We start from the raw sequence: 17,769 nt of genomic DNA, 5'->3' as shown, positions 1-17,769 counted from the left end.
TAGTATGAAAAAAATTATAAAGCGCAGGCTTATTCTACCCGTCCTTGCTGCCGGAATCCTGTTTTCTACCACTGCTTTTAGTTTGAGAAGCGACTTTTTTGAGATCGCCAAACAAATAGAGATCTTCACAACTCTTTTTAAGGAATTGAACATGAATTATGTGGATGAAGTAACCCCTGCTATTTTAATGGACAAGGCCATTAAGGGTATGCTGGAAGACCTCGATCCTTACACGGTGTACTGGAACGAACAGGCGGTGGAAGATGCCAGAATCAACAATAGCGGAGTGTATACCGGTATAGGCGCAACGGCGCGAAGTGAGAAGGACAAGATCGTTGTGGTGGAACCCTACAAGGATTATCCCGCCGATAAGGCCGGACTAAAGGCAGGCGATGAGATCGTAAAAATAGGTTCGGTGCGCATTTCAGATTTTGAGAATGACGCCGGAGAATTATTAAAGGGAACTCCCGGGTCTACTGTTGAATTAACCTATATAAGGCAGGGAAAAACAAACACAGTAACGCTTACCCGGGGAGCTGTAGATGTAAAAGCCGTACCTTTTTATAAATTACTCGACAACAACATTGGTTATATCGTCTTAAGTGCTTTTAACAGTAAAACTACCATAGAAACCAGAGCGGCACTACAGGATCTTAAAGAACAGGGGGCCACTAAGATCATTTTGGACCTTAGGGGGAATCCCGGCGGACTTCTTAACGAAGCTATTAACGTAGTGAATCTGTTTGTTGATAAAGGGGAGGTGATCACCACGACCAAGTCGGTGATCGAAAAATACAATAAGACCTATAAAACGCTGAATGACCCTGTGGATAAGGAAATTCCGCTTGCGGTGTTGGTTAATGGCCGAAGTGCCTCTGCCAGCGAGATCGTTTCGGGGGGGTTGCAGGATCTGGACAGAGCTGTAGTAGTAGGAGCCCGTAGTTTTGGGAAGGGGTTGGTGCAACGTCCTAAAAAACTTACTTATGGCACTCAGCTGAAGGTTACCATTTCCCGCTATTACACTCCCAGCGGAAGGTGTATACAGGCGTTGGATTATTGGAACCGGGATGAGAACGGAGATCCTATTCGTGTCGATGCCAAGGAATACAACAAATTCACTACCAAAGGAGGCAGAACGGTATATGATGGCGGAGGGATCCTTCCGGACATAGAGGTGGAAACTGCAGTGTTTAGTCCGATTACCACGGCTTTGCTTAAAGACAATGCTATTTTCGATTATGCTACACAGTATTATTACAGTCATCAACTTACCGATTGGAAGAATTTTAAGTTCTCGGATGGGGATTTTCAGGATTTTCTAAAGTTCCTTAAACAAAATAATTTTACTTACGAGACACAAACGGAAAAGGAATTTGCGGAAGCACTTCGCCGTTCCGAAGATGACGATTTAAGTGAGGAGATCGCAGCAAGTTACAACGCTTTAATGGCTACCGTCGACAAAGCAAAAGATAAGGCACTTCTCAATAAAAAAGAAGAGATAAAATGGCTTATTAGTGACGAGATCCTAAAGCGGTACTTCTATCGTGAGGGGCTTTATAATTATCAAGTAACACACAATCCTGAAATTAAAGCTGCAATTGATGTTTTAAATGATGAGAGCCGTTATGCCAGAATTTTAAAATAGTCGTTTGTTTATTACGCTTGAATGGAAGATATTTTAACCTTTTTTGAAACCATGCCCATCTGGATGAAAGCCGGATGGGTATTTTTTTGTCTGGCCATCTTCTGGGTCCTGGAGGGGTACTACAGTCTGGTCGTTCTGAAATATAAAAAATGGAAGCATGCGAAGGTTAATTTGCTGCTACTGGTTTTCGTTATGGTTATAAATGCGGTATTTGGTATACTCACCCTGGGAATATTCGTATGGTTGAACGAAAGTAATTTTGGGTTATTGCATCTGTTTGAAGCCCCGGTTTGGGTAGAGTTGTTGTTGTCGATCATGGTTTTGGATCTCATCGCACAATACGGAGTTCATTATCTGCTTCATCAGGTATCGTGGATGTGGCGACTTCATATTGTTCATCACAGCGATAAGAATATTGATGCTACCACGGGAACAAGGCACCATCCTATCGATTTTTTAATCCGAGAGCTTTTTGCCCTTGGCGCTGTTGTGATCATGGGGATGCCCATTTCCTTCTACTTTTTTTATCGTATTTTGAGTGTGCTTTTTACTTACTTCACCCATGCTAATATTTCAATGCCGCTATGGCTGGACAAGACGCTAAGTTATGTTATAGTCAGCCCGAACATGCATAAGTTTCACCATCATTTTAAGCTTCCCTGGACCGATACCAATTACGGTAATATGCTTTCGATCTGGGACCGGTTGTTTGGCACGTTTGTATATGAAGATCCTAAGACGATACAATACGGTCTCGATATTTCGGACCATACCGATGACGAGAATTTGTGGGTTCAGTTAGGGATTCCATTTAATAAAAGTGTGCGTTCCAAAAGACGAGATTCTGCCAATTAACAGAATTTTAGCGGAAAAAAAGCATAATATTTCGTATCATGTAGGTTATGATACAAGTAGATAAAGAGGAGAGCACCGAAACCATTAAAGAATCGGTGGCTTATTTAGAGCACAGAGGTTTTGAAAATATCAAAGCCGACATTGAAGGATACGAGACTCCGAAGTCTTACAATAAAAAGGGAAGTGATATTAGTATTACCCCGGATATTGTAGCGGAGCGTGCGGGAGTTAAACACTATTTTGAGGTAAGTTTGAAGTCGCAACAACCAACATTGCTAAAGTCGAAGTGGCGCTTTCTGGATGTATTGTCCCGGATGAGAAACGAACGCTTTAAGATCATTACGCGACGGGGTCATTATAAGTTTACCAACGAGATGCTGGCAGACCTTAATCTTCAAAAGAATCTCATTAAGTTGTGATCATGGCAATATGCGGAATACCATCTTCCAAATATTCCTCCCCGGTGGTTTGAAAACCATGGGTGTTATAAAATTTTATTAAATAGGTTTGAGCTGAAAGTTTTATAGTTTCGGTATCAAACCTTTTTTTTATAGCGTCTACTGAAGCCTTCATTATGTCATGTCCATAACCGTATTTTCGTTCCGAAGCTTTTACGATCACTCGCCCTATGGCGGCTTCAGAAAAATATATACCCGGAGCAAAACAGCGGGTGTAGGCAACTAATTTTTTGTCCTTTCTTCCTAAAACATGAAGGGCTTTTTGGTCCTTTCCGTCAATATCCTGATACACACAATCCTGCTCCACCACGAAGACCTCGCTACGAAGCTGCAAGATCTCGTAAAGCTCCTCTGTATTTAACTCTGAAAAAGTTTTTATTAGTATTTCCATAATTAATCCTGCACTATGATGTCCTTAGCATCATCCTTTTGATATTCGGGTTGAATATTCACGTGATTTATCTCAAATTTTTCATGCAGCATTGCTTCAACTTCGTCTAGAATGGCATCAAACTCTGAAAGGGTAATGTCTTCGCTAAAATCGATATGCGCTTCCAGGTGGGTTTCTTTTTCATTCAGTTGCCAGATATGCATATGATGTACGTTCTTGATCTTTGGGTGGATCGAAATCGCATCTCGTATCTTTTCCAGATTAATATCATCCGGAGTAAATAACATAAGTACTTTGAAAGATGTTTTTAACAGATCGTAACCCATAAAAATAAGGTATAGTGCTATCAATACCGTGAGTAAGCTATCTACCCAAAACCACCCGAAATATTTCATCAATAAACCGCCTATCAATACAGCCACCGAAGCAGACATATCTGTAAATAAATGAAGGTAGGCGGAGCGCATGTTCATATTTTCCTTACTGTCCTTCCTAAGTAATAAAACACTGAATCCATTCGCTGCAATACCCAATATAGCTAACCAGATCACCAGTCCGCTTTCGATGGTCTGAGGATCCAAAAATCGCAGTATAGCTTCATAGATTAGATAAACCGCAACAATTAAAAGTGTCGCGGCATTTACGAACGCTGCCAGGATCTCTGCGCGTTTATAGCCAAAAGTTTTATCGAATGATGCTTCTCTTTTAGAAAATTTATCGGCAACATAACTTACTACCAGAGATAATACATCGCTAAAATTATGCAACGCATCTGAAAGCAGGGAAAGACTTCCGGAGATAAGTCCGCCAACCACCTGCGCGGCTGTAATGATCACATTAAGTACGATGGTAAGCAACAGATTCCTTCCCTTGACATCGTGATGATCATGGTTATGGGAGTGGGAATGTGCCATAGGGGAAGGGTTATGAGCAGGCTATCTTTTCAACCCTTCTTTGGTGGCGGCCGCCTTCGAAATCGGTATTTAAAAAGGTCTTGACCATGTCTAAAGCCTGAGGTTCACTTGTAAATCGGGCGGGAATGCTAAGCACGTTGGCATCGTTGTGTTCTCTTGCTAATGCAGTAATTTCTTTGGTCCAGCAAAGCGCAGATCGAACATTTTGATGCTTGTTAGCTGTCATATTTGCCCCGTTTCCACTTCCGCAGATAATAATACCGAAATCTACTGCTTTGTTTTCAACATCCTTAGCCACAGGATGTACAAAATCTGGGTAATCCACACTTTCATTACTATCGGTTCCATAATTAGTCACTTCGTGACCTTCCTTGCGAAGATAGTTGGTTATTGTGTTTTTATAGTCGGTGCCGGCGTGGTCGTTTCCTATTGCGATTTTCATAGCAGATCGTTTTTACAAAGATAACAAATACAAGTGATGCGTTATTAATTTATTGCAGCTAAGCTTTTTAATAATTTGTTAATATGTACATTACATTTTAGTTAACAAAGGTGTTGATATTTACACTGGTAAAATGCGTAAAAAAAGTTGGAGAATTAATTCTTAATTCCAATAGCAACTTTTAATTGTATTTAACAAATTTTTAAGTATTCATTTGTCCTCAAATTATGAGTCGTCTTTCTTTATTTCCCAACAAAATTAAAGTTGTAATTTATTAATAATATAGTGTTATTTCGAGTTGTTGACAGTTGTTAATGAATTTGACCAATTCCTTATTTATCAGATGTTTTTTATAGCATATCACTGTTAATAAGCCGCAAGTAAATTGCGATAAGTAACATATCAAAGCATCTGCTTAAAAAGTTATTGTACATATCAACAGCCTATCATCATCATCATTTTATTTTAAGAAATTTTAAAAAAGAAAAATGATGTATATATATGTGTTAACAACTAAAAAATTATACGATCTTAAGGTTTGCAGAATCATTCAAGTTAGCGATGATCCTTTCGGTTTTAAGAATATCGTCGACGTGAACTTTTAAACGAATACCCCCTATGGCATTGGAGTGAAACGGAAGGACGCTTATCATGGTTTCATTTTGAAAAACATGACGAATGTGTTCATGTTCCAGCAATAATCTCAATACGGCATAATCGCTCGGATATGTAAAGATAGCGACGGTTTTGAAATTTTCCATTTGCTTATATTCGATATAAAACCCTATAATTAAAGGTACTAAAACTTTCCTAATATAAATCGACTATTGTTTTATAAAACGTACTTTTACAAGAATCAATAAATTACCATGCCTCAACATAAAAGAACAAAGAAGAAAAAGAACATTTCAGACTACAGTACTAGTATATTAAACATTCTTCGAAAAGACCATTCAAAACCTTTCAACTATAAGCAGATCGCGGCCAAACTTGGTGTGGATGATGCAAGTAGTCGGAATCATATTATTAAAACACTTAAGAAATTACAAGGAAAGGGAAGTATACAAGAAATTGAACGAGGAAAGTACATTCTGGCTCCTTCAAAGAATTATTATACCGGTGTAGTGGATATTGCCGGACGCGGACAAGGATACATCGTTGTGGATGATCTTGACGAAGATATTTTTGTTAAGAATAAGAATCTCAATAAAGCACTGCATGGCGATGTGGTGGAAGTTTATGTTTTTAAACGCAAAAAGAAAGGAAAAACGGAAGGAGAGATCACTAAGATCCTTCAGAGAAAACGTACAGAATTCGTAGGAGTGATCCAGGTGATGGAAAACTTTGCCTTTGTAGATTGTAGCAGTGCTAAAATGTATACCGATATTTTTGTTCCGAAGGGAAATATAGGAAAAGCTGAAGACGGAGATAAAGTTTTAGTGGCCATGGAAGGCTGGGCAGATAATGCCGAGTCGCCTATGGGAAAAGTTATAAAGGTCCTTGGAAAACCGGGTGAGCACAATACCGAGATCCATTCCATTCTTGCTCAATACGGATTGCCCTACGAGTTTCCGCATGAGGTGGAAGAATACGCCAATAATCTTGATACATCCATACAGGAAGCTGAGATAAAAAAGAGACGGGATATGCGTAAAGCACTCACGTTTACCATAGACCCAAAAGACGCAAAGGATTTTGATGATGCCTTGTCTTTTGAAAAACTAGAAAATGGAAATTATGAGATAGGAATTCATATTGCCGATGTGTCGCATTACCTGAAACCGGGAACTGTATTGGATGATGAAGCGTACGAAAGAGCAACTTCTGTTTATCTGGTAGACCGTGTCGTACCCATGCTTCCTGAAATACTGTCCAATAATGCCTGTTCATTACGCCCTAACGAGGAAAAATATACATTTTCTGCGGTATTCGAAATTAACGATAATGCTGAAGTTGTTAATAAGTGGTTTGGAAGAACGGTTACTTACAGTGATGCTCGATTTGCCTATGAAGAAGCGCAATATGTTATAGAGAATCCTCAAGCTGAAAGTCATGAGATGCCATCTCAAATTTCAATCACCGGAAAGACATACAGGGTAGATCCGGCAATTGCCCGGGCCATTCTGGAAATGGACCGACTGGCTAAGATCCTTCGGAAAAAAAGAATGCGTCAAGGAGCCATATCCTTTGACAAGGTAGAAGTTAAGTTCATTTTGGATGAGCAAAATAACCCGGAAGGAGTGTATTTCAAGGAAAGTAAAGATGCGAATAAACTCATTGAAGAATTTATGTTGCTGGCCAACCGTAGCGTCGCCGAGTTTATTGGAAAGCAAAATCCGAAGAAAACCTTTGTGTACAGGGTTCATGACGAACCTGACGATGAGAAAATTGCTGCGCTGGAAAACATTATTAAACGATTCGGTTATAAATTGAACACCCGGGACAGAAACAGCACAGCTGCTTCTTTAAATAAACTATTACACGATGTTCAGGGGAAAAAGGAGCAAAATCTGGTCGATACCCTGGCAATACGAAGTATGAGTAAGGCGATTTACACTATTCATAATATTGGCCATTACGGGCTCGCATTCGACTATTACACTCATTTTACTTCACCCATTAGACGTTATCCCGATGTAATGGTCCATAGACTGTTACAAAAGTATCTGGATGGAAAACCCTCTGCAAAGGAAGAGCTTTATGAGGAGCGCTGCAGCCACTCCAGTGATATGGAAAACTTGGCTTCCAATGCCGAGCGCGACAGCATCAAGTATATGCAGGTGAAATATATGAAAGATCATGAAGATCAGGACTTTTTAGGAGTGATCTCCGGGGTGACCGAATGGGGTGTTTATGTCGAAATTATTTCGAATAAGTGTGAAGGTATGGTGCGATTGCAAGACCTGAAGGATGATCATTATGTGTTCGACAGGGAAGAATATGCCGTGGTAGGTTCTAAATCCAAGAATGTGTATCAGTTGGGTGATGAAGTATATGTAAAAGTGAAAAATGCAGATCTTGTTAAGAAACATCTCGATTTCATAATGTTGGGTCATCAAAATGAATATCAACCCAGGGTATAGGCTAAAATTATTTGTACTTTTACATCACTATGTTTGATGGATTGTGGTATGCTGCTTTTTACGGATTTCTACTGGCGTTTGCGGTAGGACCTGTTTTTTTTACGCTAATTGAGACCAGTATCACCAAAGGATTTAAGGCCGGCCTTTTCTTCGATCTGGGTGCTATTTTCGCGGACATACTTTTTATAATTCTGGCGTTTTTCAGTACGAGTAAGATTCTGGAAAAGGTAAAGGATGATCCGGGGCTGCTCATTTTTGGAGGAGCCGTTTTGATCGCTTATGGCGTTATTTCGTATATACGTACTGCAAAATCTTTTATCAAGATCGCCAGAGAACATTATGCGGTGAAAGTTAAGAAAAATCTTAGCGGTCTTTTTTTAAAAGGTTTTTTACTGAATTTTGTCAACTTTGGCGTTTTAGCAGGGTGGATTGGAACCATAATAATGGCCAATGCCTTAACCTCTTCTGAAAACGGAGTCTTCCTTTTTTTAACTACGGTCTTGGTTACTTTTTTTCTAACCGATCTGGTAAAGATCTCACTGGCAAAAAAATTAAAAAGCAAAATGACCCCTCGATTTATTTTTAAAACAAAAAAATGGGTGAGTATTTTAATTCTTGGATTTGGTGTATTGTTATTGCTGCAAGGGGTCTTTCCCAATGAAGTAAAAGCAGGGTTGGAAAAGATACCCGGACAGGGGCAATCGGTAGAGCTGCCTATCCCTCCGGCTGAAGAATTGCCATAAAAAAACCTCCAGTTTTCACTGAAGGTTTAAGAGGCATCAAGCGGATTCGAACCGCTGTAGAAGGTTTTGCAGACCTCTGCCTAGCCACTCGGCCATGATGCCTTATTAACAGGGGCAAATATAAAAATATATAATCTAAAAACTACCATTCCCTTAAATTATCTGGATGATCTCATGGTTACGCTAACCTCCGCTACATCCCCGCCAATTGGCGGATTTACCTTAGCCACGGTAACTTTTACTTGGTGAACCAGCAAAATTTCCTTAAAAATACTGTCAATGATTCGTTGACCCACGTGTTCCAGCAATTTTGAACGAACTCCCATTTCCTTTTTCACGATCTTTTGAAGATGCACATAATCTACCGTATCACTGAGATTATCACTAATAGCAGCTTTTGTAAGATCTGCCTTAACCGTGAGATTCACCAGATAATCTGAACCAATTTTCCCCTCTTCAACCAGGCAGCCGTGAAAGGCATAGATCTTAATATTTTTTAATCGAATGGTGCTCATTTCGGGTGTTTTTACAAAGATACTTTTTTTACCTTTGTCGCAAGACAAACAGCTATGGCAAACGAAGAATCACCGCTTAATTTTATTGAACATATAATTGAAGAAGATCTTTCTTCAACACATTCTAAAGATGAGCTTCGGTTTCGGTTTCCTCCCGAACCCAATGGATATCTTCACATTGGTCATGCTTCCTCTATCTGTCTCAATTTCGGTTTGGGAGAATCGTATGGTGCACCGGTAAATTTGCGATTTGACGATACCAATCCCGCGAAAGAAGAACAGGAATTTGTCGATGCCATTAAAAAGGACATTTCATGGCTGGGTTATGAGTGGGATACCGAGTGCTATGCTTCCGATTATTTTCAACAATTGTACGATTGGGCAGTTCAGCTCATCAAGGACGGAAAGGCCTATGTCGATTCACAGACTTCGGCACAAATAGCAGAACAAAAAGGAACCCCAAACACCCCGGGAACAGCCAGCCCCTATCGGGATCGTTCGGTTAGTGAAAACCTTGAACTTCTGGAAAAAATGAAGAATGGCGAATTTGGAGAGGGAGAGCATGTATTGAGAGCTAAAATAGATATGGCTTCGCCTAATATGCTGATGCGCGACCCGGTTATGTATCGAGTCTTGCACAAACATCATCACCGTACCGGCACCGATTGGAAGATATTTCCTATGTACGACTGGACTCACGGTGAAAGTGATTATATAGAACAAGTTTCACATTCCTTTTGTACTCTGGAATTCCTGCCTCACCGGGAGTTGTACGATTGGTTTCTGGATCAGGTGTACGATGATCAAAAATTACGGCCCAAACAAAGAGAATTTGCAAGACGGAATTTAAGCCATACTGTGGTTAGCAAACGCAAACTCGCCAGGCTGGTGGAAGAAGGAATTGTAACAGGATGGGATGACCCCCGAATGCCAACGATCTCCGGTTTACGCAGAAGAGGGTATACTCCCGAGTCGATCCGTAATTTTGCAGACAGTATAGGAGTTGGAAAACGGGAGAACCTCATAGATGTTTCGCATTTGGAATTCAATGTGCGCGAGGACCTGAATAAAAAGGCTCCCCGGGTTATGGTGGTGCTCGACCCTGTAAAATTGGTTATAACCAATTATCCTGAAGGAGAAACCGAATGGCTGGAAGCAGAAAATAATCCTGAAGATGAAAGTGCGGGAAGCCGGAAAATTCCATTTTCGCGCGAACTTTATATAGAGCAGGAAGACTTTAAAGAAGAAGCCAACCGCAAGTTTTTCAGATTGACCCTGGGCAAGGAAGTGCGATTGAAGAATGCATATATTATCAAAGGCGAATCTGTAGTTAAAGATGCTGAAGGAAATATTACGGAAATTCATTGTACCTACGATCCTGAAAGTAAAAGCGGTAGCGGTTCTGAAGCTTCCCTGCGCAAAGTAAAGGGTACCCTACATTGGGTTTCAGCCAAAGATGCTTTGGAAGTAGAAGTTCGTTTATACGACCGGCTATTTACAGAGCCTTCTCCGGATACGCATAAGGACACAGATTTTATGGAATTTATTAATCCGAATTCTCTTGAAGTGATTACCGGATATGCAGAACCGGGACTGAAAGATGCAAAGCCTGAAGATAAATTCCAGTTTCAGCGGTTGGGATATTTTGTTGTGGATAAAGACAGTACTTCAGATAAAATAGTATTTAACCGAACAGTTCCCTTAAGGGATTCATGGGCTAAATTGGCATAATATGGCAAAACGACTGGATTGGATCGACCAGGCACGGGGATTATCGATATTCCTGGTGGTTTACGGTCACAACTTTCCGGTAAACGAGCCATATATATACAGCTTTCACGTTCCATTGTTCTTTTTGATAGCCGGATTGTTTCACCCGAAGGAGGTCACTATCAACACGGTGAAACGCAGGGCAAAAATGATACTTATTCCTTATTTTTTCTGGGCCACAGCGCTGTTTCTTTTTTGGTTCTTCGCGGGCCGGAAGTATGGAGAAAGTGCGACAGTAGCGCTTTCACCATTGGATAATTTTATAGGGATATTTTATGCCCAAGGTGGCCCCGAATATATGGATTGGGGTATCCCCATGTGGTTTCTGCCGTGTATTTTTTTGGTATTTTTATTCTTTTCAGGAATTAGAAAAATTAAGAATAATATACTGGCGGCCATAGTATTTACGGTGCTGGTTACAGGGGGCTTTCTGTGGGCGGTGTTTACAGACATTCACCTTCCCTGGAGTATTGATGTTGCGCTTGTAGCCATGGGCTTCTACGGTATAGGATATGTTTTAAAAGAACAATTGGTTCGAATTTCTCAATTTAAGGCGCTCTCCTTAATGACGATTCTCTTTGTGATACATCTGGCAGCCTTTTATTACAATACCACAAAACCCGATATGTACCGGTCCATCTATGGCAATGAACTGCTGTTCTTCATTAGTGGACTCACAGGATCTTTTGCTTATATCCTCTTCTTTAAACTTGTTCCGGTATTTAAATTTTTAGGGTATTTGGGAAGGCACACCATAGTGTTGTTGGCTACGCATTCGAGGATGCTTACAGTAATTAAGCTTGCATTAATGTTGATTCTGGGTGTGACCGTCTTTAATTTTTCTGAAATTGAAAAACTTATACTTTCTATAATTCAGATTATCATGGTGATTCCTGTGATATGGCTTGTCAATAAATACGCTCCAATTTTGGATGGAAAAACTAAAAAATCTTAAACCGTTACTTTATTTTCACCTCTTCCTTAATCTGGCAGTGGTGTTATTTATAACCGGCGCTTCTTATTATCACACTCCGTTACAAGGGGCCAAAGATACTGTCATCTACTTTTTGCATTTATGTGCACTTCAAACTACGCTTGCTGGATTTCTTTATGTTCTTAGCTTAAATAAGTGGATATTTCGAATCGTATTTTCCATATTGTTTTTAGGCTATTGTTGCTTTTCGTTTTGGGCATATTCTCAGGATGTTTCAGTTACTCCGGCGCTTATTCATTCGGTCTTTGAAACCAAGGCAGACATTGCCATGGATGTGATCACGCTGCCCTATCTATTGTTTTTTCTGCTGGCTTTAATTGTGTTATTATGTATTCTGAAGTGGCATAGCAGACTGAATAGAACTCATGGATTTAAATATTTTATAATTCCGGCATTACTTTGTATGAGTCTGTTCTTTGTTCTTGAACAGAAGCGCCCGGGAAGTTTAAAGAATCGTTTGCCCTATAATGTGGTCTACGGAATAAAAACCTATTCTGAAACACCTTCCCTTCAATTAAAGAAGGATATTCCGTCAGTGACAACAGCAACCGACTCTTTAAAAGTAGTTTTTGTGCTTGGTGAAACCGTTCGGGCAGATCATCTGGGGCTCAACGGTTATGAGCGGAACACCACGCCCAGACTTTCAGAAGAACGCAATTTAATTAGTTATCCGGGGCTTTTTACCAGCAAGACCTATACCGCCACCAGCGTTCCGCAGCTCCTTACAGACGAGAATTTGGAAGACAGTACGAGGGAATTTCTTTCGGTATATACTGTTGCCAATAAGGCGGGTTTCCACACCACATGGATCGCTAACCAGACCGTAGAGAAATCCTTTTCCCCTATAGTAGAAACCAATAAGGAACAGGTATTGGTCGATAAGTATAAATCTGAGTTCAGCTTTGATAAAAAGCGGGACGAGGCTATGCTGCCGTTGCTGGATTCGGTGCTGCGACTTAACCCTAAGCAACTCATTACGTTGCATATGATTGGAAGTCACTGGTGGTATGAGAACAGATACACCGATATTCATCGCAAATTCCGACCGGTGATTGACAGTAAGTACATTCCGTCGCTATCAAATGAGCAGCTGATCAATTCTTACGACAACACCATTTTGTATCTGGATCATTTTTTAGCTGAAGTGATTTCCCGCTTAAAGACCGAAGAAATACCTTCAGCCATGGTCTATGTTTCAGATCATGGTGAACTGCTGGGAGAAGACGGCAAATGGCTTCATGCGCAGGAAGGAGAAGCGCTTAAAAACCCTGCGTATATGATCTGGCTTTCAGATGCGTTTCTGGCAAAATATCCCGAGCTAACTGTAGCCCTTTCCGAAGAACAATTTTTAGCCATTACCACCGATGTCATTTTTTACCGACTATTGGAAATTTTGGGAATTGAACTAGACGATTTACCAAAACATTAAGAGTTTTTGGCAGAAAATCTACCATTTTAAGAATACTTTATTGTTTGCAAATCAACTATTAACCGGTTATTAACAGCGGCGCGGAAGCATTGAATGTATCTTTGATTGACAATTGAATATTAACTAATAAAAATAACATTATCATGGCATCAAATACAGGACAGACGCTTTTAGCCTTACTTACCGGAGCCGCTATTGGAGCGGGCTTGGGAATTCTTTATGCTCCCGACAAAGGATCTAAGACACGAAGTAAGATTAGTAAAGAAACTAAAAAGGCGCAGAAAAAATTACAGAAACAGATAAAAGATACGCAGAGTACTTTAAGTGAAAAGGCTCAGAAGGCGCGTTTGAGCTTTAATGAAAAACTTGAAGACACGCTTTCCTCTGCAAGCTATAAGGCAGACGATATATTGTTAGCTATGGAAGATAAATTAGAAGCATTGCGTCGTCAGAATGCAAAACTTCAAAAAGACACTACAGTAGCTAAAGCGAAGACCACAGCTAAGAAAGCAACAGCGTAATATGGCTTTTAAGTCACTTGCAGACAACCTTGAAACCACCGGAAAAAAAGCGGAAGAATATTTAACAAACACGGCGGAGTATTATAAACTCCGCTTGTTTAAATCTTCAATGAAGCTCGCAACTTCATTAGTTAATATGCTTCTTTTAAGCGGTGCAGGACTTTTTGTGCTTGCTTTTTTGTCGGTTGGGCTGGCATTGGTCATTGGAGGGGCTATGGAAAATTACGCCGCGGGATTCTTTATTGTTGGTGGAATTTACATGATCGTTTTTATAATCATCTTGCTATTTGCCAAGGATGTTATCGTAAAAAGTCTGTTATACCGTTTTTCAGAACTCCTTGCAGACGATGACGATCTTTCCCCAAAAGAGAAGGTAGAACAGAATTTAATAAATGAATCTGAAGAGAACCTAAACCAGCAATCATGAAAAGATACACTTCTTTTGAAGAAATAGACAGAGATTTGAAATGGCTGCACTTACAGTCTCAAATCGACAAGGAGGAGTTAAAGATCAATTTTAACGAAACAAAGGAAAGTCTGTCCCCCTCAAATTTGGTGACAGGATTAATAGGTGGCGCTGCAACCGGAGCCGTAGTGTTTAAAGTATTGAGTCCGTTGCTGGGCCTTGGAGTGAGTTATCTGGCAAGTAAGATCGGTAAACGATAAAATTGAAATTGAAAGATTAAAAAGCCCCGCAAACAGCGGGGCTTTTTAATTTTAATAAGCGACATCATCTTCCCTGTTTGGAGGTGGACGCCGTTTGGTTTTAGTCTTTCCTATTCCCTTGGCTTCATTTTCCTTCTTCATTTGCTCCCCTATCTGATTACTTGCCACAAAGGAGGCGATCATATCGTTGAGCATATTGCTTCCGGCCTGAGGTGAATTTGGCAATAGAATTAAGTTGGTATTTGTCTCTTCCCCAATGGATTGGAGGGTGTCATAATGTTGTGTTACAACGATCAAGGCAGACGCTTCCTGAGAATTGATTCCCACATTGTTGAGTACATCAACGCTTTCTTCGAGTCCGCGTGCAATTTCACGACGCTGATCGGCAATACCCTGTCCTTGTAATCGTTTGCTTTCGGCCTCAGCACGTGCTTTTGCAACGATCTTAATCCGCTCGGCTTCGGCCTCATATTCGGCCGCTACTTTTTCGCGTTCGGCAGCATTAATACGGTTCATTGCCGCCTTTACCTGCACATCGGGATCGATATCGGTAACGAGTGTTTTAATGATATCATAACCGTAGTTGATCATCGCTTCGTTCAATTCGGTTTTTACGGCGATAGCGATATCGTCCTTACGCTCGAACACATCATCCAGTTTCATTTTAGGAACTTCGGCTCGCACCACGTCAAATACATAGGAGGTGATCTGGTCATGCGGATTTTCAAGCTTGTAAAACGCATCGTAGACTTTTTCTTTTATAACCTGAAATTGTACTGATATTTTCAGCCTCACGAAAACATCGTCTTTGGTCTTTGTTTCTACAAGGACATCTAACTGTTGGATCTTCAGATTGATACGTCCGGCTATCCTGTCGAATACCGGAATTTTAAAATGTAATCCTGAAGAACGTATACTTAAAAACTTTCCGAAGCGTTCTACGATGGCAGAAGTTTGCTGCCTTACGGTGAAAATTCCGGAGAGTAAAATAAAGAACCCGATAATAAATACCGGAATTAAAAAGAGAAAACCACCCATTGCGTATAATTTTAGTTGATAAAGAATTTGAAGATACAAAATTAAAGCTACTTTTACGCCCTAAATTGCAACCTCACTATGAGTCTTAAAAAGCTGTTATTCGTTACTTTTTCTATACTATTATTTCAACAAACCTATTCACAACGCAACTTTGAAGAATACAATCACCTGGGTATTCAGGGAGGGCTGGTGCTGTTCGACATCAATACTTCCGACTTTATCACCCAGCAGGGTGAGGGCTTTATGGGAGGCTTTACTACCAGAGGTGCATTTCGAAATGGTTTCGATCTTATCTATGGAATTAGCTTTTACAATTCCAAAGTGAGTATTCAAGGGAAAAGACCGGGAGGCCTTGGCGACGCTACGTTTATGGGTTATACCATTCAGGCTGCACAGCTCAATTTTCTGGGCAGTTACAACATAGTAAAACATCATCTAAGCATCGAATTTGGCCCTATTTTAAATGTTAACGGCAAACTAAAGCTGGATAGCGACCAATTTGAGAATTATATTGTCGATGGTTACACAACGCTTCGAGCAGGGGATATCGAGGATATTTCCAAAATAAACTTTAGGGTTATGGGCGGAATTACGGCAGGTTTGGAGAACTTCAGACTTAGTGCTAGCTACCAATACGGACTTACCAATATGCTGAAAAACCTGAACGACAAGGAACTGGAATATTCAGATTTCGACGGAAAGAGCTCCACCATCACCCTTGCCGCTGTGATCTATTTTTAGTTCATTGAGGCTATAGCATTTTCGAGTCTTTTTACGGTTTCTTCCTTGCCTAGAAGCGCCGCGATCTCAAATACATCGGGACCTTTCATTTCACCTACCAAAGAGAGTCTTAAGGGCATCATGACCTTTCCGAATCCGATGTCCTGAGCGGTTATCCATCCCTTAATTTTATCTGAAAGCACAGGGGAGGTAAATTCATCTGTACTACTCATTAATCGAATCACCTCTTGTAAAAGCTGTGGTGTATCCTCCTTAAACGCTTTTTTTGAAGCCTTTTCATCATAGGAATTGGGGCGCTCAAAAAAGAAGCTTCCCTGCTCCCACAGATCTTCAACAAAAGTTGCTCTTTCCTTTAAACTAGAAACTATTGGAACCAGATGAGGTCCCGGCTCAATTCCTTTGTCCTTTAAGAATAACGAAAATTTAGCAGCGATATCCACATCACTTTGTTGCTGAAGATAATGATGCTGAAACCACTTTGCTTTTTCCGGGTCGAAGCGTGCTCCCGATTTGTTTACACGATCCAGGTCGAACTGTTGTGTAAGATCGGCCAAATCGAAGATCTCCTGCTCTGTTCCGGGATTCCAACCCAGGAGCGCCAACATGTTCACAACGGCTTCCGGCAAATATCCGTCTTCTCTGTATCCTGAATAAATATCGCCTTCAGCAGTTTTCCATTTTAACGGAAAAACCGGAAAGCCCATCTTATCACCATCGCGTTTACTGAGTTTTCCTTTCCCAACCGGCTTCATGATGAGAGGGAGGTGCGCAAACTCGGGTGCTTTCCATTCAAAAGCACGATACAAAAGAACATGAAGCGGAAGCGAAGGCAGCCATTCTTCCCCTCGGATCACATGAGTGATCTCCATTAGATGATCATCCACAATATTCGCCAGATGATAAGTAGGCATGCCGTCACTTTTAAAAAGCACCTTATCATCCAAAACAGAAGTATCTATGAGTATATCCCCGCGAATGATATCCTGTAATTGCAAGGTTTCATTTTCAGGGGTCTTAAAGCGTATCACATAATCAGCTCCGCTCTCCAGCCTTTGCTTGACTTCCGTTTCGGAAAGCGAAAGAGAGTTCTTTAATTTATTGCGGTTGTGCCAGTTGTAGATAAATGTTTTGCCGTTTTCCTCATGGTCTTTCCGGTGTGCGTCCAGTTCTTCTGAAGTATCGAAGGCGTAGTAGGCATTTCCGTTGGCAATAAGGGTATCGGCGTATTCTTTATATAGCTCTTTGCGCTCGCTTTGTCGGTATGGTCCGTAGCCCTTTTCCTTCCCCGGGCCTTCGTCGTAAGGAATGTTGAGCCAGTTAAGGGATTCGGAAATGTATTCTTCGGCGCCTTTCACATAACGGGTCTGATCTGTATCTTCAATACGAAGCACAAAATCTCCTCCGTTCTTTTTAGCAAACAGATAATTGAATAAAGCCGTTCGAACACCGCCAATATGTAATGGTCCTGTAGGGCTGGGTGCAAACCGGACCCGCACTTTTTGAGACATAGATTTTCTCTTTATGATGAAAGCACAAAGGTACAATTCTATGTGGGCATATCAAG

19 protein-coding genes and 1 tRNA gene are annotated in these 17,769 nt (G+C 40.7%); 12 read left to right on the top strand and 8 right to left on the bottom strand.

Going from position 1 to position 17,769, the window contains the following annotated elements:
• Nucleotides 1-4 precede the first annotated feature (4 nt).
• Genes ALE3EI_RS04750 through ALE3EI_RS04740 form a run of 3 tightly spaced genes read left to right on the top strand, consistent with a single transcriptional unit; the run spans nt 5 to nt 2,919 of the window.
• Nucleotides 5-1,645 (top strand): S41 family peptidase, encoded by a 1,641-nt coding sequence (locus ALE3EI_RS04750; RefSeq protein ID WP_186991382.1) that lies wholly within the window; start codon nt 5-7, stop codon nt 1,643-1,645.
• 21 nt (nt 1,646-1,666) lie between these two features.
• Nucleotides 1,667-2,500 carry a sterol desaturase family protein gene (locus ALE3EI_RS04745; protein ID WP_186991379.1) on the top strand — a complete coding sequence of 278 codons (834 nt, stop codon included), beginning with the start codon at nt 1,667-1,669 and terminating at the stop codon, nt 2,498-2,500.
• Between the two features lie 47 nt (nt 2,501-2,547).
• Entirely contained in the window at nt 2,548-2,919 is a 372-nt protein-coding gene (locus ALE3EI_RS04740) for a hypothetical protein (protein WP_186991376.1), read from the top strand.
• Here ALE3EI_RS04740 and ALE3EI_RS04735 read toward each other — a convergent pair.
• The 4 genes from ALE3EI_RS04735 to ALE3EI_RS04720 all read right to left on the bottom strand — a co-directional run bounded on the left by ALE3EI_RS04735 (nt 2,909) and on the right by ALE3EI_RS04720 (nt 5,466).
• A complete protein-coding gene (locus ALE3EI_RS04735) occupies nt 2,909-3,349 on the bottom strand; it encodes a GNAT family N-acetyltransferase (protein ID WP_186991374.1) in 441 nt (146 codons plus the stop codon). The genes ALE3EI_RS04740 and ALE3EI_RS04735 overlap by 11 nt on opposite strands.
• Nucleotides 3,350-3,351: 2 nt before the next feature.
• Nucleotides 3,352-4,263 carry a cation diffusion facilitator family transporter gene (locus ALE3EI_RS04730; protein ID WP_186991371.1) on the bottom strand — a complete coding sequence of 304 codons (912 nt, stop codon included), beginning with the start codon at nt 4,261-4,263 and terminating at the stop codon, nt 3,352-3,354.
• A 10-nt stretch (nt 4,264-4,273) separates the two neighbouring features.
• Nucleotides 4,274-4,705, bottom strand: a complete 432-nt coding sequence (rpiB, locus tag ALE3EI_RS04725) for a ribose 5-phosphate isomerase B (protein ID WP_186991367.1) — start codon at nt 4,703-4,705, stop codon at nt 4,274-4,276.
• Between the two features lie 521 nt (nt 4,706-5,226).
• Nucleotides 5,227-5,466: a DUF2007 domain-containing protein gene (locus tag ALE3EI_RS04720; protein WP_186991364.1), complete on the bottom strand. Its 240-nt coding sequence runs from the start codon at nt 5,464-5,466 to the stop codon at nt 5,227-5,229.
• A gap of 108 nt (nt 5,467-5,574) precedes the next feature.
• On the opposite strand from ALE3EI_RS04720, the gene rnr reads away from it, so the two are divergent.
• Nucleotides 5,575-7,788, top strand: a complete 2,214-nt coding sequence (gene rnr, locus ALE3EI_RS04715) for a ribonuclease R (protein WP_186991361.1) — start codon at nt 5,575-5,577, stop codon at nt 7,786-7,788.
• 11 nt (nt 7,789-7,799) lie between these two features.
• Nucleotides 7,800-8,531, top strand: a complete 732-nt coding sequence (locus ALE3EI_RS04710) for a LysE family translocator (RefSeq protein WP_317172990.1) — start codon at nt 7,800-7,802, stop codon at nt 8,529-8,531.
• Nucleotides 8,532-8,562: 31 nt separating this feature from the next.
• On the opposite strand, the gene ALE3EI_RS04705 is transcribed toward ALE3EI_RS04710, so the two are convergent.
• Both ALE3EI_RS04705 and folB read right to left on the bottom strand, forming a co-directional pair.
• Nucleotides 8,563-8,633, bottom strand: a tRNA-Cys gene (locus tag ALE3EI_RS04705).
• Nucleotides 8,634-8,689: 56 nt separating this feature from the next.
• Nucleotides 8,690-9,046: a dihydroneopterin aldolase gene (folB, locus tag ALE3EI_RS04700; protein WP_186991358.1), complete on the bottom strand. Its 357-nt coding sequence runs from the start codon at nt 9,044-9,046 to the stop codon at nt 8,690-8,692.
• A 54-nt stretch (nt 9,047-9,100) separates the two neighbouring features.
• Between folB and ALE3EI_RS04695 the strand changes: the two genes are divergently transcribed.
• From ALE3EI_RS04695 to ALE3EI_RS04670, 6 genes are all read left to right on the top strand, one after another.
• A complete protein-coding gene (locus ALE3EI_RS04695) occupies nt 9,101-10,777 on the top strand; it encodes a glutamine--tRNA ligase/YqeY domain fusion protein (protein ID WP_186991355.1) in 1,677 nt (558 codons plus the stop codon).
• Nucleotide 10,778: 1 nt separating this feature from the next.
• Nucleotides 10,779-11,771: an acyltransferase family protein gene (locus tag ALE3EI_RS04690; protein ID WP_186991352.1), complete on the top strand. Its 993-nt coding sequence runs from the start codon at nt 10,779-10,781 to the stop codon at nt 11,769-11,771.
• Nucleotides 11,749-13,239: a phosphoethanolamine transferase gene (locus ALE3EI_RS04685; protein ID WP_186991349.1), complete on the top strand. Its 1,491-nt coding sequence runs from the start codon at nt 11,749-11,751 to the stop codon at nt 13,237-13,239. Before ALE3EI_RS04690 ends, ALE3EI_RS04685 begins: the two co-directional genes overlap by 23 nt.
• A 143-nt stretch (nt 13,240-13,382) precedes the next feature.
• Entirely contained in the window at nt 13,383-13,760 is a 378-nt protein-coding gene (locus tag ALE3EI_RS04680; protein WP_186991346.1) for a YtxH domain-containing protein, read from the top strand.
• Nucleotide 13,761: 1 nt separating this feature from the next.
• Nucleotides 13,762-14,187: a hypothetical protein gene (locus tag ALE3EI_RS04675; protein ID WP_186991344.1), complete on the top strand. Its 426-nt coding sequence runs from the start codon at nt 13,762-13,764 to the stop codon at nt 14,185-14,187.
• On the top strand, nt 14,184-14,426 hold the full coding sequence (locus ALE3EI_RS04670; RefSeq protein ID WP_186991341.1) for a DUF6327 family protein: 243 nt from the start codon (nt 14,184-14,186) through the stop codon (nt 14,424-14,426). The genes ALE3EI_RS04675 and ALE3EI_RS04670 overlap by 4 nt, the downstream gene beginning before the upstream one ends.
• A 51-nt stretch (nt 14,427-14,477) precedes the next feature.
• On the opposite strand, the gene ALE3EI_RS04665 is transcribed toward ALE3EI_RS04670, so the two are convergent.
• The gene (locus ALE3EI_RS04665; protein WP_186991338.1) at nt 14,478-15,464 is read right to left on the bottom strand and encodes an SPFH domain-containing protein; all 987 of its coding nucleotides are present in this window, start codon (nt 15,462-15,464) and stop codon (nt 14,478-14,480) included.
• A 78-nt stretch (nt 15,465-15,542) separates the two neighbouring features.
• Here ALE3EI_RS04665 and ALE3EI_RS04660 point away from each other — a divergent pair, with 78 nt between their 5' ends.
• Nucleotides 15,543-16,205: a PorT family protein gene (locus tag ALE3EI_RS04660; protein ID WP_186991335.1), complete on the top strand. Its 663-nt coding sequence runs from the start codon at nt 15,543-15,545 to the stop codon at nt 16,203-16,205.
• Here ALE3EI_RS04660 and gltX read toward each other — a convergent pair.
• Nucleotides 16,202-17,713 (bottom strand): glutamate--tRNA ligase, encoded by a 1,512-nt coding sequence (gene gltX / locus ALE3EI_RS04655; protein WP_186991333.1) that lies wholly within the window; start codon nt 17,711-17,713, stop codon nt 16,202-16,204. The genes ALE3EI_RS04660 and gltX overlap by 4 nt on opposite strands.
• Between the last annotated feature and the right edge of the window lie 56 nt (nt 17,714-17,769).

The sequence above is a fragment of the Constantimarinum furrinae genome (assembly GCF_014295415.1).
GTDB lineage: Bacteria > Bacteroidota > Bacteroidia > Flavobacteriales > Flavobacteriaceae > Constantimarinum > Constantimarinum furrinae.
The sequence above is the reverse complement of the archived record's forward strand: the minus strand, read 5'-3'. Positions and strand labels throughout refer to the sequence as shown.